Below are 15,509 nucleotides of genomic sequence, written 5' to 3'. Positions count from 1 at the left end.
AGCACCAGCGCCGCCGGGTGACCGGAGTGCTGGCGCTGGGACTGTCGCTCACGCTGCTGTGGGCGCAGGCCTCACTGGGGAGCTGGGCGCATCAGCAATGGGAGCGGGCGCATCCGGCAGTTCCGCCCGCAGCCCCTTCGCCTGCAATTCCTGCAGCACCGCCTCGATAATCGCAAGGTTATGGCCGTGTGCGGCCCCTTCGTGCAGCAGCACGATGGCACCGGGCTGCAGGTCGGGACGCAGGCGTTCCAGCACCGATTGCGGGGTGCAGTTCACCCCATCGAAGCCGCGCGCGCTCCAGCCCACCCGGGTCAGGCCCAGGCGCTTGAGGGCGGGGGCCACGAACGGGTTGGTCATGCCGACCACCGAGCGATACCAGCGCGGCGGCGCACCGCTCACCTCGGTCAGGGCCTGCTGGCAGGCGCTGATTTCCGTGCCCATGGTGGCCGGACCCAGCCGCCAGAAGCGGGTCTGCGGGTGGCTGTGGCTGTGGTTGCCGAGGTCATGCCCGCGCGCCAGCACCTGCTGCACCAGCTCGGGATGGGCCAGCGCGCGTTCGCCGACCATGAAGAAGGTAGCCTTGGCCTGGTAGCGGTCGAGCAGGTCGAGCACAGCCGGGGTTTCGTCCGAGGGGCCGTCGTCGATGGTCAGCCACACGCGCGGAGCCGTGCCGGGCAGGCGGCTGATCACCGGGGCATAGAAGCGGCTGTTGGGCAGGAACACCGGCACCATGAACAGGGCGTGCGAGGCCACCATCAGGGGCAGGCCCAGCAGCCAGCCGGCCTTCCACCAGGCCAGCACCACCAGCAGCTGGGAGGCCACCAGCCAGGGCAGCCAGCGCCAGGGGCGGCGGGGAATGCGATGCAACGTTTCCGGTACGGTCATGCCCCATGATGCCATGCCGCGTAGAATGACGGGTTCGAATATCCCGGACCTACCGTCATGTCCCTTGATCCCGCCCTGCGCTCGCGCATCGAATCCATCCTCAACGCCAACCGCGTCGTGCTGTTCATGAAGGGCCAGCCGACCATGCCCCAGTGTGGGTTCTCGGCCAAGGCCGTAGGCGCGCTGCAGGACCTGGGCGTGGAGTTCGCCCACGTCAACGTGCTGGCCGACCCGGAAATCCGCGAAGGCATCAAGGTCTACGGCGAATGGCCGACCATTCCGCAGCTGTACATCGAGGGCGAACTGGTGGGCGGCAGCGACATCATTCTGCAGATGGCCAGCAGCGGCGAACTGAGCAGCGTGCTGGGCCTGGCGGCACCGGACCGCACCCCGCCGCGCATCACGGTGACCCCGGCCGCAGTGGAAATGCTGCGCGGTGCGCTGGCCGATGCCCCGGGTGCTTCGCTGCAGCTGAGCATCGACGCCGGCTTCCAGCCGAACTTCCAGCTGGTGCCGCACGACGACAACGCCATCGCCGCCGAGTCCAACGGGCTGCGCGTCCAGTTTGACGTCTCCAGCGCGCGTCGCGCCGAAGGCATCACCATTGACTGGGTGGACGACATCCGCGGCAAGGGCCTGGCGATCGACAACCCGAACGCGCCGAAGCCGGTGCAGGAACTGAGCGTGCGTGACGCAGACGACCGCCTGCGCGCGGGCACGATCACGGTGGTGGACGTGCGCCCGGCCGACGAGCGCGCGATTGCCTCGATCAACGCCGCCTTCGAGACCTTCGACGGTGACAACCGCGCCCGTCTGGAAGCGCTGCCCAAGGACACCGCACTGGCCTTCCTGTGCCACCGCGGTGGCCGCAGCGCCCAGGCCGCCGAGCAGTTCCGCGCCAAGGGCTTCACCAACGTCCACAACATCACCGGCGGCATTGATGCCTGGTCGGAGGACGTGGACAACGCGGTGCCGAAGTATTGATTCATGCTGCGTGACACGCATGGCGTGTCACCTACGGAAAACGCCGGCATTGCCGGCGTTTTTTGTGTGTCATTACCCGGAAAAACCACCTTCGGCCAGATAGTCCAGCTCTTCCGGGGTCGGCATGCGGCCGAGCACGGCGTTGCGGTGCGGGAAGCGGCCGAAGCGGCGGATGATGTCGCGGTGCAGTTCGGCGTACTGCAGGTACTCCTTGTCGCCCAGCGCGTCGAACATCGCCACCGAGCGCTCCTGGTCCTGCGGGTCTTCGGAATGCTCGAACGGCAGGTAGATGAAGGCGCGCAGCTTCGGTACCAGCTGCAGGTCCAGGCCCTCTTCCACCGCGCGCATCGCGTAGTGGCGCGCCAGCCCGTCGGTCGCGTAGGAATGGGCCGTATCGCGGAAGCAGTTACGCGGGAACTGGTCGAGCAGGATCATCAGTGCCAGCGCGCCTTCGGCGCTGACCAGCCAATGTTCGCGCGCACGCCTGGCCGCCGCGTAGTGTTCATCCAGGAACAGCTCGCGGAACTGCGCGTCGAACGCAGCATCGCGCGTGAACCACTTCTGTGGCCCCGCGTTTGTCCAGAATTCGACTACCTTCGTCGCCACGTCCATTCCATATCCCTGCAGGCAGGCCGTCACGGTGACGCCTGCCCTGGCTGTCTGCATCATTCGTCAAAGCGCAGGTGGCGGACCGACTTGCCGTTGCGCCGGATAAGCTTAAGCGCCTCGATGCCGATCTGGATATGGTTCTGCACGAACTGGGAGCTGACCTTGGCGTCCGAGGCCTCTGTTTTGACCCCGTCCGGGATCATCGGCTGGTCCGAGACCAGCAGCAGCGCCCCGCTGGGGATGTGGTTGGCAAAGCCGGCCGCAAACAGGGTGGCGGTTTCCATGTCGATGGCCATGCAGCGCATCTGGCGCAGCTTTTCCTTGAACGCCTCGTCGTGCTCCCAGACCCGGCGGTTGGTGGTGTACACCGTACCGGTCCAGTAATCGTGACCCAGGTCGCGGATCGTGGTCGAAACCGCTCGCTGCAGCGCGAACGCCGGCAGCGCCGGCACTTCCGGCGGCAGGTAGTCGCTCGAAGTGCCCTCGCCGCGGATCGCCGCGATCGGCAGGATCAGGTCGCCCAGCTGGTTCTTGCGCTTCAGCCCGCCACACTTGCCCAGGAACAGCACCGCCTTGGGCATCACCGCTGACAGCAGGTCCATCACGATGGCGGCATTGGGGCTGCCCATGCCGAAGTTGATCAGGGTGATGCCGTCGTGGGTCACGCTGGCCATCGGCCGGTCCAGGCCCACGATGGGCGCACCGGTCAGCTGCGAAAAGGTGTGCAGGTAACCACCGAAGTTGGTCAGCAGCACGTGCTCGCCAAACTGGTCCAGGGCCACGCCGGTGTAGCGCGGCAGCCAGTTCTCCACGATTTCCTGCTTGTTCTTCATTGCCCGTTCTTCTTGTTTTTATGATGTGCGGCAATTGTCCGGCTGGCGGGAAAAATGGCAAGAAAAAAGGCGGCCGAAGCCGCCTTCTCTCTCCTACCGGACGGGCCGGATCAGAATTGCAGCGACCAGCGCGCGTTGACGCTGTGGTCGCGACCTTCGCTGCCGAACTGGCCGTTGTAGCCCAGTTCCAGCTGCTGGCGCGGGCTCAGCCAGGCCGAAAGCCCCAGCTCTGCCACGACCGCATTGTCGGCGATCGCCGCGCCGGTCACCCGGAAGGCGTCGCCACCGGCCAAGGCCAGATCGGCCACCTGTTCGCGGTCGCCAAACGCCTTGCGGTAGCCAACCCCACCCACCACGTGCAGCCACGCGTCCTGCTGCCAGCTGGCCTTCAAGCCTCGATCGAATCGAAGACCTGCCGTGGCCAGGGTGGTGCGGGTGTCGGCGGCCTGACCGTTCAGCGCGGCGGCACCGCCCTGCTCGTCAATGCCGTCCACGTCCACTTCCACGCGCGCCACCTGCAGGTAGGGCTCCAGTCCGCCCTGCATGCCGCCGAAGCGGTAGCTGCCCTCAATGAATGCCTGACGGGTGGTGGCGTCGTAGGAGGCCGACAAGGTGTCCTGGTACCCGGCGAAGGCGAGGCTGCGCTGGCTGTCGACGTCGTGACGCGAGTAACCCACACCGGCCTTCAGACCGAAACCGCCCCACTGGTGGCCCACATAGGCACCGAAATGGGTGTTGTCGATATCGGACTTGGCGCGGCGGCCCTGGCCCTGCTTCACATCGGTACGCCCGGTACCGAGCAGCGCACCCACCTGCCAGCCACCGAACTGATGGTCGGCACCGACCAGCAGGCCGTTACTGTTGCCCTCGGTGCGGGCGGCGTTGGTGTCGCCATCCAGACGGGTGCTGCCGCCGATGGCCTGCACCCAGGCTCCGGTCGCCCCGCCCTCCGCTTCGCCCGGTGCCCGCTGTGCCAGCGAACGGCCCAGCGCAGCGTCACGCAGGTAGCGGCTGCTTTCCACCAGCAGCATCGGCATGGCCGCATGCAGCTCGCCGCTCAGGCTGTCCAGTGCCGCGCCTACCTGTTCGGGGAACAGCTGGGTCAGCGGACGCGGCAGGCCCTGCTCGATGGCCAGTCCGTCCACGCTGCTGGCCACGGCCAGCTGATTGCCGGTGCTGGCTGCCGAGGCCAGCGCGTTGCCGCGGATGACGTCGATGCGCATGCTCTGCGCGTCATACACGAGGTTGAACTGCAGGAACGGCGAGAACGCGGAGAAGTCGGTGCTGGCAAAGGTGCCGTTGACACCGCCATCGGCGGCCAGGAAGTTGAACTGCTCGCCCAGGTAGTACACGCCGGCTTCCGGCAGCGCCACCAGGGTACCGTCCAGGCTGGCAGTGCCGGTGACATGCAGCAGGTCGCTGCGGCTGCCCGGGGCCAACTCGGCCTGGTACACGCCGGTGGCGGTCTGCACGTAGTCGCCATCGACGGTCAGGGTGCCGATCGAGTTGCCCGGGGCAATGGTGCCTTCCACACGGGTGTCCCCCAACCGGCCCACGCCCTTCAGCGTGCCGTTAGCACCGACGAGGGTGCCGCCACCCGTCTGCACGCCGTTGAACGACACCACGCCGCCGCTGATGGTCAGGTCGGTGTTGTCGAGCACGCCGCTGGCACTGACCACACTGCTGCCACCGGCACTGTTGAAGGCCATGTCGCGCAGGGTGCCATTGAGCAGGAACTGCCCGCCAGCCACATCCAGCGAACCGCTGAGCGTGTTCACCCCATCCAGCTCAAGCACACCTTCGCGCACCGTAGCCCCGTTGAAGTTGTTGTCCCCGCTCAGCCGCAGCCAACCGATACCGGATTTGGTCAGACGACCGGGACCGCCGATGTCGTTGGTCCAGTCGTCCCACGCTTCGCCTTCCCACACCTTCAGACCACCGGCCCTCTGGTTCATCACCACGTCGGTGTCCACGCGCAGCTGGCCGTAACCCTCAATGGCCGCCGCCAGGTTCATCAAGCCCCAGCCGTAGATGTCGTCCACCCCTTCTTCGCCCAGGTCGGTGGCGGTGGTGAGCAGCACATCGCGCACCTGCGCGTTGCTCAGGTAGGGGAAGCGTTCGAACAGCAGGCCCAGCGCACCGGTGACGTGCGGCGCGGCCATGGAAGTGCCGGTATTGAGCGCATAGTCATAGGTGGGCATGCGCGAGATGACGTCGAGCATCAACTCACCCTGCGGCCCGGTCACGACCTGTGCGTCGATCTGCGAATCGTCGCCATACACCGTCGACAGAATTTCGGTACCCGGTGCAGCCAGGCACCAGTTCGCACTCAGACCGCAACGGTTTGACGAATCATCAAGGGTCAGCGACTGATTCACATTGACCACGCTCAGCCAGTACGGCTCGATATCTTCAAACGCGCGCGGCAGGGTGGCGTAGATGCCTGCGATCGGGCTGGCTTCCGGCGACGCATTGGGTCCGCTGTTACCGGCGGCCCATACCTGGATCATGCCATTGGCGCGCGAGCCTTCTGCATAGGTGTTGAGGTACTCGCGATCACCCGGATCCTGGTAGATCAGGTCGTAATCTTCTTCATCCGGCTCGTTGGCCAGGCCCCAGCTATGGTTGACCGCGCGCACGCCCTGGGCGTTCATCTGCGCGTACATGTCTTCGAAGGCCGTGGGATCAGGACCCACGCCGCCCAGCGAGACGACCGAGTAACCGCCGCCCGGCATTGCCTGCCACTGCGCCGCCGAATTGAAGAACAGACGACCGGCTGTCAGGTCAGCGCCGAAGGCAACGCCATGCATGCCGTTGCCGTCGCGGTTGGCAGCGATGGTGCCGGCCACGTGGGTACCGTGGGTGTTGTAGTTGATGCCCGGCTGCACATACCGACCGTTACGGATGATCTCGCGGATGTTCTCCGGCACGCTGTCATCAAATGCCACCGAGTCGATCGCCACGTCGTCGCCATCACTGCTGAAGCAGGCATCGGGCCCGGTCAGAATAAGGGTATTGCCGCAGCGCGTGCCGTCGGCCAGCAGGTCGGCAATGTGGATGCTGCGATGGTCTTTGCCGCCGAAATCGTCATGGTCCAGACCGCTGCCGCTGTCGAACACGCCTAGTCGGATGCCTTTGCCGCTCAGCCCGCGCGCATACGCTGCATCAGCATTGATCGCCTGCAGGCCCCAGTCGGCCTGGAACTCTTCGGAGCGCCAGCTGGCCGCATCGCCGGGCGTACCGTTGACCGGTAGCGGGTCGGAGGGCTCCGTGCTGCGCTCGGCGAATGCCGCACGTTGCAGCACGCGCTGCTGCTGATAGCTGGAGAGGGTGTCGGCGGGTGCCGCTGCCAGAGCAGGAACCGCGAGCGCTGCAATCAATGTGCCGGTAATGGCGGAGGCGAGCAGGCTGGGCACGGGGCGACGTGGGGTAGCTTGGATCGTGAAGCGATGGGTCATCAGAAGCGACTTCCTTGAGAACGGCGAGACATGCATGCCACTCCGCGGCATGCTCGAACGGTGCTGCGCCACTTTCGGCAAAGCCAATGGGCCAGGTCAGCACACCCCGACAAGAACACAGTCACACGATTGAAACAAGTGTTCTGCTCTACCCAGCGTGCAGACCGGCACTTGGCAACGACCCCACCCAGCGGCTAGCGTCGCTTTCTGCACAGATGCACGTCGGGGAAAACATGCGTACACACTTGAGCGCCGGGCTGGGCCTGGCACTGTTGACACTGGCCGCGCCTGCGGCGAACTCCGCTTCGCGGTTCACCGAGGATCCCTACCCCAGCACCTATGCCCCCATTGCCTCGGCTCCGGTGCTGTTGCGCAACGCCACTGTGCTGACCGGCACCGGCGCACGCCTGGAGCAGACCGACGTGCTGCTGCGCGATGGCCGCGTTGCTGCCGTGGGCAGCGCGCTGCAGGTTCCCGCCGATGCGGTGCAGGTGGATGCCACCGGCAAGTGGGTTACCCCCGGCATCATCGACGTGCACTCGCACCTGGGCGTGTACCCCAGCCCCGGCGTCGGCGCGCACAGCGACGGCAATGAAATGACCGCACCGGTCACCGCCAACGTCTGGGCCGAACACTCGGTGTGGCCGCAGGATCCGGGCTTTGCCACTGCATTGGCCGGCGGTGTCACCTCGATGCAGGTGCTGCCGGGCTCGGCCAACCTGGTCGGTGGACGTGGCGTCACCTTGAAGAACGTGCCCGCCACCACCTACCAGGCCATGAAGTTCCCCGGCGCGCCGTGGGGCCTGAAGATGGCCTGCGGTGAGAATCCCAAGCGCGTGTATGGCGGCGGCAAGGGCGTGGCCCCGGGTACGCGCATGGGCAATGTGGCCGGCTACCGCGCCGCGTTCATCGATGCCAGCGAGTACCTGGCCAGGAACAGCCCGAAGAAAGTGAAGAAGAAGCGCTGGTTCAGCGGCGATGAGAAGGGTGACAGCGCCGGTGATGCCGGTGGCAAGCGCGACCTGAAGCTGGACACGCTGGCCGGCGCGATCAACGGCGACATCCGCGTGCACATTCATTGCTACCGCGCCGATGAGATGGCCACGATGCTGGACCTGTCCAAGGAGTTCGGCTTCAAGATCGCCGCCTTCCACCACGGCGTGGAAGCCTACAAGCTGGCCGACCGCCTTGCGGCCGAAGGCGTGTGTGGCGCGCTGTGGGCCGACTGGTGGGGCTTCAAGATGGAAGCCTTCGACGGCATCCAGGAGAACATCGCGCTGGTGGATCGTCCGGCCAACAGCTGCGCCATCGTGCACTCTGATTCGCCCGAGGGCATCCAGCGCCTCAACCAGGAAGCCGCCAAGGTGATGGCCAATGCACGCCGTGCCGGCATGCAGATCGCACCGGAGCGCGCGATCATGTGGCTGACCCATAACGCCGCACGCTCGCTGGGTGTGGAACAGCAGACCGGCAGCCTGGAGGTGGGCAAGATGGGCGACGTGGTGGTGTGGAACGGCAGTCCGTTCAGTTCCTATGCGCAGGCCGAGAAGGTCTATATCGACGGCCACCAGGTGTACGACCGCGCGGATGTACGCCGCCAGCCGCTGTCGGACTTCATGCTCGGCCAGGAGGCACGCCCATGAGCCGGCTTGCCCTGACTGCAGCCCTGGCCGCCCTGCTGGCCAGCGCGCCGGCCTTCGCCCAGGACGTGCTGATCCGTAACGCCACCGTGCATACCGCCAGCGCGCGCGGCACGCTGGAACATGCTGACGTGCTGGTGCAGGGCGGCGTGATCCGCGCCGTCGGTACCGGCCTGACTGCACCGGCCGGTGCCAGCGTGGTGGAAGCGGCGGGCAAGCCGCTGACCCCTGCCCTGTTTGGCGGCATTACCGATATCGGCATCGACGAGGTGTCCGGTGAATCTTCCACCGTGCACAGCACGCTGAAGCTGGAAGACCAGCCGCTGCGACCGGAATTCGACGTCAGCCTGGCCTACAACCCCGCTTCGGTGCTGATTCCGGTGGCACGCCTGGACGGCATCGGCTTCACCGCGCTGGGAGCCAACACCGGCGGATCGTTCATTGCCGGCCAGGGCGGCGTGATGCGGCTGGACGGCAGTGCCGACCCGATTGGCCCGCTGGCGCTGTACATCCGTCTGGGTGCTTCGGGTGCCGAACTCACCGGCAGCTCGCGCGCGGCGCAGTGGATGCTGCTGGAGCAGATGGTCAGCGAAGCGCGTGGCCGGGTTCCGGCGGATTCGCCCCATGCCCTGCTCACGCCTGCGGGCCGTGCCACGCTGGCGCGCTATCTCAACGGCCAAGGCCGGCTGGTGGTCGAAGTCGACCGTGCCGCCGACATCCGCCAGCTGCTGCGCTGGGCTGCCCGTGAGAAAGTAAAGATCGCCATTGCCGGCGGTGCCGAAGCGTGGCGGATCGCCCCGCAGCTGGCACAGGCCAACGTGCCGGTGTTCGTGGATGCGCTGGGTAACCTGCCGAGCAGCTTCGACCAGCTCGGGGCCACGCTGGAGAACGCCGCGCGGCTGCGCAAGGCCGGTGTGGACGTGAGCTTTGCCCAGCGCGACGATGCCTCGCACAATGCCCGCAAGATGCGCCAGCTGGCGGGCAATGCGGTGGCCAACGGTCTGCCGTGGCAGGACGGCCTGGCCGGCCTGACCCGGGTGCCGGCGCAGGTGCTGGGCGTGGGTGACCGGATCGGCAGCATCGAACCGGGCAAGCTGGCCGATCTGGTGTTGTGGGAAGGCGACCCGCTGGATGTGGCGCACTACGCCGAGCAGGTATGGCTGGGCGGCAAGGCCATGCCGATGCGTTCGCGCCAGACGGAGCTTCGGGATCGGTACGCGGCTCCCGCTGGCAGCGAACCGCGGGCATACTCGCGGTAAATGTAGAGCCGGGCTTGCCCGGCTGCTTCATGTGCCGGGTAATCGATTACATCCGAATCCGTGAATCCCCGGTCAGGTACGTGAGTCCATTTTGAGATAGCTTTCACATTTTCGAACCGACACCTGCCTGGAGGGGGTAACAGGATGCGCATCGGAATTGTCGTGGACTCGGCCTGCGATCTGCCGCAGGACTTCATTGAAAAGAACAACCTGGTGCTGCTGCCGATCACGGTGCGGATCGGCGAAGCCGTGCTCGCCGACCATCGCGACGAACAAGCCACCCTGAGCTTCCTGCATGCCCACGTGGCCGAGAACGGGGCTGAAGCAGAAACCATACCCTTCAGCGTGGTGCAGATCCGCGATCTGTTCCTGGGCAAGCTGGTGATCGACTACGACCATGTGTTCTGCATGACGATCACCAAGACCCGCAGCCCGATCTACGACAACGCGATGCAGGCCAGTTTCGCGATCCTCAACGACTACAAGCCGGTGCGCCAGGCGGCGGGCTTCAACTCGCCGTTCGCGCTGCGCGTGCTGGACACCCAGAACCTGTTCGCCGCCCAGGGCGTGACCGCCGTGGAAGCGGTACGGCTGCGTGACAGCGGGGCAAGCGTGCAGCAGATCCGCGAGAAGCTGGAGACCCTGGCGCACAACGTGCACGGCTACATGGTCACCCGCGACCTGTACTACATGCGCGCCCGCGCCCGTCACAAGGGCGACCGCAGCGTGGGCCTGATCAGCGCCGCACTGGGCAGCGCGCTGGACATCAAGCCGGTGCTGCATGGCTACCGGGGCGAGACCGGGCCGGTGGCCAAGATCAAGGGCTTCGACAACGCCGTGCAGAAGCTGTTCGACTTCGTCGGCCAGCGGGTCAAGGCCGGGCTGATGACCCCCACCGTCTGCGTCAGCTACGGCGGCGAGCTGGAGGACCTGCGCGCCCTGCCCGGCTACGCCAGCCTGCGCCAGACCTGCGAGGCGCACGGGGTGCAGCTGTTCGAGTCGGTGATGAGCCTGACCGGCATGGTCAACGTCGGCAAGGGCGCGGTGACGGTCGGCTTTGCCGACGGCCCGCACACCTTCAGCGGCTGACCTGGCCGGCCGGTTTCTGCACACCGGTTGCACCGGGTTTCTGGCAGTCTGCGTGCATTCAATGGAGACCACCATGTCGTCAGTCGTTCATTACACCATCAGCCTGCCTGACCCGGAAAAAGCCCGTGGCAGCGACCCGGACCTGTCGTTCAAGTCGCACGGGGCGAGTGGATTCGCCGAGGAGCTGCAGGACGCCCTGCGCAGCACCACCCTGTTCGAAAAGTGGCGCGCCAAGCAGCCCGACCCGGACGCGGTGGAAATTCAGTGGGGCGTGACCGACCCGGAGGCCACCGTCACCGGTGAACAGAAGGACCTGCGCATCAACCTGACCGTCAATACGAAGATCGACAGCGACGTCTTCAAGCAGCGCCTGCGCCTGCTGGCCGGCCATCATTGGGAAATGCGCGACGTGCGATAATCCGTGCCCCCACGCACGGAACGCACGATGGACTCCAAGCTCAAGGACCTGATCGCCCAGACCAATCTGGGTGATCTGCTGCAGCCTGCCAATCCGCAGCAGGATTATCAGCAACCGGTGGCTCCGCCGGCTCCGGCCACCCCCGAAGCCGCCCGTTCCACCACCGACCCGCTGCAGGTGCATTTCGGCGATGTCAGTGTCGTTGGAGCCCTGCGCAGCGACAGCCCGGTGAGCGGCCGTCTGAGATTGTTTGCGCTGTTTTTCCTCGGCGGCCCGACCATCATCACCGGTCTGGTGCTGCTGGATGTCGTCCTGCGCAACGATAACGCCACCTTGTTCGGCAAGGCCATAGGTGCCCTGTTCTGCCTGGGGATGATTGCCTTCTGGCCACTGATCATCTATGCCAAGCGGCGGAAAACATCCGACCGCGCCCGGTGACCCCCATGCACATCCGTCCATACCGGACAGGCGAAGAAGCCGAGCTTCGCCAGCTGTTCCACGCCGCCGTGCATGAGACGGCCTCTCGCCATTACTCGCCGCAACAGTGTGAGGCCTGGGCACCGGTCAGCTACGACGTCGGTGTGTGGGCCGAGCGGATCCAATCCGTGAATCCGTTCGTGGTGGTGGTGGACGATCAGCTCGCTGGATTCGCGGACCTTTAGGAGTCAGGCTACATCGACCTGTTCTTCGTTCACCCCCGGTGGACTGGTAAAGGCATTGGCCGTTCACTGATGCAGCACCTGATGAGTGAGGCGGCCCATCGTGGCATCACCGAACTCACCGCCGACGTCAGCCTTGCCGCGGAAAAGTTCTTCGCTTCGAATGGGTTTGTAGTGGTAGACCGGCAGGTGGTTGAGCTGCGCGGGCAATTGCTGCCCAATGCACGAATGCGATACGTGGCCCAAGCTGTGGAACCAGGCAGGGATCCGTCATGAGAGCGGTGAGTCCGGGCCAGTCGGCCAAGGCAAGGCGCGCAGCGCTGCTTCGGCCCGCCGAGCGCGGCCAGGCGAAGCTGCGCTTTGCGCCGCGTGGGTTGCGTGACCTGCAGCGCTGGTCGGAGGGATTCGCCGGGAGGTTTCCCTCAGCGGAAGAGATCGCCGAACACCCCCGCTACTGGAACAACAAGATTCCTGTCGAGTCACGGCTGGTAGAAGCGCCCACCACCAACCCTCAATTGCAGCGGGAATGCGCGCAGCACTTGATCAATGCCTGCGCGCACCTGATCGCGGCAAGGCCGGCAGAACTCGCCCACGTGCGGGTTACCTGCCTCATCGCGCTGCCACACATGTTTGGCAGCGAGATCTGCCTGTACCTCGATGAAGATTACTATCGCGGCCACACCGTGCCCGGCCCCTACGACCGTGGCCAGTTGCGCTCTCTTCAGCCGCGCAGCCTGGCGCTCGAGTGGAATCTGACGTTGCCGCCCGGCGTGGGCGAATGGGGCGTTGCCGCCGAGTATCCGGCAGTTGAAGGGTACGACGAGTGGTACAGCGACCTGTGGTTTTTCGGCGAGGTGGGCACGCGAGCGTGATCGGCTTGGACACGCATGGCGTATCCCTACGGCAGGTGTCCTTCCACCACCCGGTTGCGGCCTTCGTGTTTAGCGGCATACAGCGCTGCGTCGGCGGCTTTCAGCAGCGCCGTGGGGTCCGCCCCCGCCACCTTGGCAATCACCACCGCCCCCACACTGATCGTCACCCCGATCTGCCCCACCCCATCCGGTGAGGCCAGCCGGATGCGCTCCACCGCGCCGCGCAGTGTATCCGCCAGCGCCAGCACGCCCGCACGTGGCGTCGCCGGCACGACCACGGCGAACTCCTCGCCGCCATAACGCGCGACCACATCCGTGCCACGCGTGGCGCAGTGGTTCAACGTGTTCGCCACGGCGCGCAGGCAGGCATCGCCCATGGGATGGCCGAAGCGGTCGTTGAACTGCTTGAAGTGGTCGATGTCGATCATCAACAGCGCCATTGGCTGCCCGCTACGGCGCGCACGCCCCCATTCGCCCAGCAGTACCTGGTCGAATTCGCGCCGGTTCGCCACGCCGGTCAGCGCATCCACGCGCGATAACCGGTCCAGCTGATCCTGGCCCTCCATCGCCCGCACCTGCATCACCACACCCCGCAGCCCGGCCCCGAGCGTGGCGAAGATGAAACCGAACGCGGCCAGATGCGGATGCTGGTCCACCAGTAGCGCCGACACCACCAGCAGCGCAGCGGGCAGGATCAAGGGCGCACCCGCGCGCACCGCCAAGGTCAGCCTGCGCGGCGTCTGCCGGGCCGGCTCGTCGCCATGGCGGAACGCCATCACCGCCAACAGCAGGAACGGGATGTCGATCAGCAGGTCGGGCAGCGCCCCATAACCGGTATCGGTGGCCATGTGGTTGATGTAGGCGGCCATCGCCAGATAGACCCAGGCAAACACCGTCAGTGCGCGGAACAGGCCCTGCCGGGTTCCGTCTTCGCTGGTGATGTAGCGCAACAGCGCAAACAGCGCGATGAAGATGTTCTCGATGTCGAACATCAGGCGCAGGCTGCCGATCGCCGGGTCGGGGGCATCCGTCGGCGTGGCGTAGGAAAAGGTGTGCACGAAGAACAAGTAGCCCAGCAGCAGGGCCAGCGCGCCGTCAATGGCGATCAGGTACCACGGCTCGTGCCGCGGGTGCGCCATGGCGAAAGTGAGCGGCACGCCATACAGCACGTACAGCAACATCGCGATGCCGGGCACGGCGTCCACGTTGCCCAGGGCCACTTCCTGGTACATGTTCAATGCCATGCCACCGGCCCACAGCAGCATGCCAACGCTCAGCGCCAACCAGCCGATGCGCACGTCGCTGTGCCAGCTGCGCACCAGGCGATGGAAGCAGGCCGCAGCGGCGAGCAATGGCGCACCGATCAGGAACAGGAACGAGCCCAGCGTGGCATGCGCGGGCAGCCACAGCACCATCGCATGGCATAGCACGTACAACGCGGCCGCCAACCACGCCATCCTGCCCTCCCCCTTCGGAAGCGGTGTGGCCCTACCTTAGCGCTTGGCTGTGCACGGTGCTTCACACCCCACCCACGGCGCACTCATCTGCATGACGGCCAGCCCAGCGCGGGTGCAGCTTTTCACAAGGCGTGCGCGGCCGACTGCGGCATGTTCGGGACAGATGTGAAACGGAGTGCCCGATGCTGCTGAAACGATCTGCGTCCTTACCCCTGTTGGCGCTGGCCCTGGCTGCGGCAAGCTCCTCTGCCCTCGCCCAGGCCCCTGCCCCGGCCGCACTGCCGGCTCCCATCGCCGAAACAGACGCGCTTCAGACCGGCCCGCGCTCCAACCTGCACGCCCAGGTGCTGCTGGACCGGGCCAACTTCTCGCCCGGGCAGATTGATGGCGAGATCGGCTCCAACCAACGGCGCGCGGTCGCCGGCTTCCAGGCGGCGCGCGGCCTCAAGGTGACCGGGGAGCTGGATGACGCCACCTGGCAGGCACTGCAGGACAGTACGCCGGCGCTGGCCCGCTACACGCTCACCGCCGAGGACGTGGCCGGGCCATTCCGTCCGGTGCCGAAGAAGCCGGCCGACCAGGCCAAGCTCGACGCACTGGGGTATGCCTCGGTGGCCGAAGCCCTGGGTGAGCGCTTCCACGCCGACCCGAAGCTGCTGCAGACGCTGAACCCCGGCGTGGACCTGGGCAACGCAGGGAGCCAGATCCAGGTGCCTAACATTGCACCGGCCGCCTTGCCCAAGGCAGCCAAACTGGTGATCGACAAGTCTGATTCGACGCTGCGCCTGTATGACGCCGCCGGCAAGGTCTATGCGCAGGTCCCGGTGTCCTCGGGCAGCCAGCACGACCCGCTGCCGATTGGCGAGTGGAAGATTCTGGGCATCTCGCGTGACCCGCCGTTCCACTACAACCCGAAGCTGTTCTGGGATGCGAAGAAGGGCGACCGCAAGGCGACGATTCCTCCGGGGCCGAACAATCCGGTCGGGCCGGTCTGGATCGACATCTCCAAGCCGCACTATGGCCTGCATGGCACCCCGGAGCCGGGGCATGTGGGCAAGACCGAATCGCACGGCTGCGTGCGGATGACCAACTGGGATGCGTTGCGGGTGGCTGATGCGGTGGATGCGTCGGTGCCTGTGATCATGCAGGAGTGAGCTCATGACCTTGATGCGGCTGCTGGCGTTGGGTGTGGTGATCGGGGCGGCCGGATGGTGGCTGCTGGGCGGCCCGCGGCCGGGGCCGGGGCCGGAGGTGGAGTACATGCCGGTGGCGGTTGATGCGCCTGCGGAAGGTGTGTCGCGGAGTCGGCCAACGGCCGGCACTACCGGCGTTGCGGTGGCCGCGGT

The 15,509-nt window shown here is 66.2% G+C and carries 15 protein-coding genes and 1 pseudogene; 10 read left to right on the top strand and 6 right to left on the bottom strand.

Annotation, left to right across the window (positions count from 1 at the left end):
- Window positions 1-48 precede the first annotated feature (48 nt).
- Window positions 49-885 carry a polysaccharide deacetylase family protein gene (locus RT551_RS11435; RefSeq protein WP_313458675.1) on the bottom strand — a complete coding sequence of 279 codons (837 nt, stop codon included), beginning with the start codon at window positions 883-885 and terminating at the stop codon, window positions 49-51.
- A gap of 57 nt (window positions 886-942) precedes the next feature.
- On the opposite strand from RT551_RS11435, the gene grxD reads away from it, so the two are divergent.
- Window positions 943-1,869 carry a Grx4 family monothiol glutaredoxin gene (gene grxD, locus RT551_RS11430; protein WP_313458672.1) on the top strand — a complete coding sequence of 309 codons (927 nt, stop codon included), beginning with the start codon at window positions 943-945 and terminating at the stop codon, window positions 1,867-1,869.
- Window positions 1,870-1,941: 72 nt separating this feature from the next.
- Here the strand turns inward: grxD and RT551_RS11425 are convergent, their stop codons facing one another.
- The 3 genes from RT551_RS11425 to RT551_RS11415 all read right to left on the bottom strand — a co-directional run bounded on the left by RT551_RS11425 (window position 1,942) and on the right by RT551_RS11415 (window position 6,769).
- The gene (locus RT551_RS11425; protein ID WP_311192538.1) at window positions 1,942-2,481 is read right to left on the bottom strand and encodes a DUF924 family protein; all 540 of its coding nucleotides are present in this window, start codon (window positions 2,479-2,481) and stop codon (window positions 1,942-1,944) included.
- A 53-nt stretch (window positions 2,482-2,534) separates the two neighbouring features.
- A complete protein-coding gene (locus tag RT551_RS11420; protein ID WP_313458669.1) occupies window positions 2,535-3,311 on the bottom strand; it encodes an AMP nucleosidase in 777 nt (258 codons plus the stop codon).
- A gap of 110 nt (window positions 3,312-3,421) precedes the next feature.
- Window positions 3,422-6,769, bottom strand: a complete 3,348-nt coding sequence (locus RT551_RS11415; protein ID WP_313458667.1) for an autotransporter domain-containing protein — start codon at window positions 6,767-6,769, stop codon at window positions 3,422-3,424.
- 233 nt (window positions 6,770-7,002) lie between these two features.
- Here RT551_RS11415 and RT551_RS11410 point away from each other — a divergent pair, with 233 nt between their 5' ends.
- The 6 genes from RT551_RS11410 to RT551_RS11385 all read left to right on the top strand — a co-directional run bounded on the left by RT551_RS11410 (window position 7,003) and on the right by RT551_RS11385 (window position 11,837).
- A complete protein-coding gene (locus RT551_RS11410; protein ID WP_313458664.1) occupies window positions 7,003-8,412 on the top strand; it encodes an amidohydrolase in 1,410 nt (469 codons plus the stop codon).
- A complete protein-coding gene (locus RT551_RS11405; protein WP_313458662.1) occupies window positions 8,409-9,668 on the top strand; it encodes an amidohydrolase family protein in 1,260 nt (419 codons plus the stop codon). The genes RT551_RS11410 and RT551_RS11405 overlap by 4 nt, the downstream gene beginning before the upstream one ends.
- 144 nt (window positions 9,669-9,812) lie before the next feature.
- Window positions 9,813-10,757, top strand: a complete 945-nt coding sequence (locus RT551_RS11400; RefSeq protein ID WP_313458660.1) for a DegV family protein — start codon at window positions 9,813-9,815, stop codon at window positions 10,755-10,757.
- Between the two features lie 73 nt (window positions 10,758-10,830).
- Window positions 10,831-11,175: a hypothetical protein gene (locus RT551_RS11395; protein ID WP_313458657.1), complete on the top strand. Its 345-nt coding sequence runs from the start codon at window positions 10,831-10,833 to the stop codon at window positions 11,173-11,175.
- Window positions 11,176-11,202: 27 nt separating this feature from the next.
- Window positions 11,203-11,613 (top strand): hypothetical protein, encoded by a 411-nt coding sequence (locus RT551_RS11390; RefSeq protein ID WP_313458655.1) that lies wholly within the window; start codon window positions 11,203-11,205, stop codon window positions 11,611-11,613.
- Window positions 11,614-11,618: 5 nt separating this feature from the next.
- Window positions 11,619-11,837, top strand: a complete 219-nt coding sequence (locus RT551_RS11385) for a hypothetical protein (protein WP_313458654.1) — start codon at window positions 11,619-11,621, stop codon at window positions 11,835-11,837.
- Between the two features lie 63 nt (window positions 11,838-11,900).
- Here RT551_RS11385 and RT551_RS11380 read toward each other — a convergent pair whose 3' ends face one another.
- Window positions 11,901-12,080 carry a hypothetical protein gene (locus RT551_RS11380; protein WP_313458652.1) on the bottom strand — a complete coding sequence of 60 codons (180 nt, stop codon included), beginning with the start codon at window positions 12,078-12,080 and terminating at the stop codon, window positions 11,901-11,903.
- A gap of 26 nt (window positions 12,081-12,106) precedes the next feature.
- Between RT551_RS11380 and RT551_RS11375 the strand changes: the two genes are divergently transcribed.
- A complete protein-coding gene (locus RT551_RS11375; RefSeq protein WP_313458649.1) occupies window positions 12,107-12,706 on the top strand; it encodes a DUF3916 domain-containing protein in 600 nt (199 codons plus the stop codon).
- Window positions 12,707-12,732: 26 nt separating this feature from the next.
- Here the strand turns inward: RT551_RS11375 and RT551_RS11370 are convergent, their stop codons facing one another.
- A complete protein-coding gene (locus tag RT551_RS11370) occupies window positions 12,733-14,163 on the bottom strand; it encodes a GGDEF domain-containing protein (RefSeq protein ID WP_313458646.1) in 1,431 nt (476 codons plus the stop codon).
- 182 nt (window positions 14,164-14,345) lie between these two features.
- Between RT551_RS11370 and RT551_RS11365 the strand changes: the two genes are divergently transcribed.
- Both RT551_RS11365 and RT551_RS11360 read left to right on the top strand, forming a co-directional pair.
- Window positions 14,346-15,317, top strand: a complete 972-nt coding sequence (locus RT551_RS11365; RefSeq protein WP_313458644.1) for a L,D-transpeptidase family protein — start codon at window positions 14,346-14,348, stop codon at window positions 15,315-15,317.
- A gap of 4 nt (window positions 15,318-15,321) precedes the next feature.
- Window positions 15,322-15,509 (top strand): annotated as a pseudogene (locus tag RT551_RS11360) (M23 family peptidase); the annotation flags it as partial.

Source organism: Stenotrophomonas sp. (genome assembly GCF_032103445.1).
Lineage (GTDB): Bacteria > Pseudomonadota > Gammaproteobacteria > Xanthomonadales > Xanthomonadaceae > Stenotrophomonas.
The sequence above is the reverse complement of the archived record's forward strand: the minus strand, read 5'-3'. Positions and strand labels throughout refer to the sequence as shown.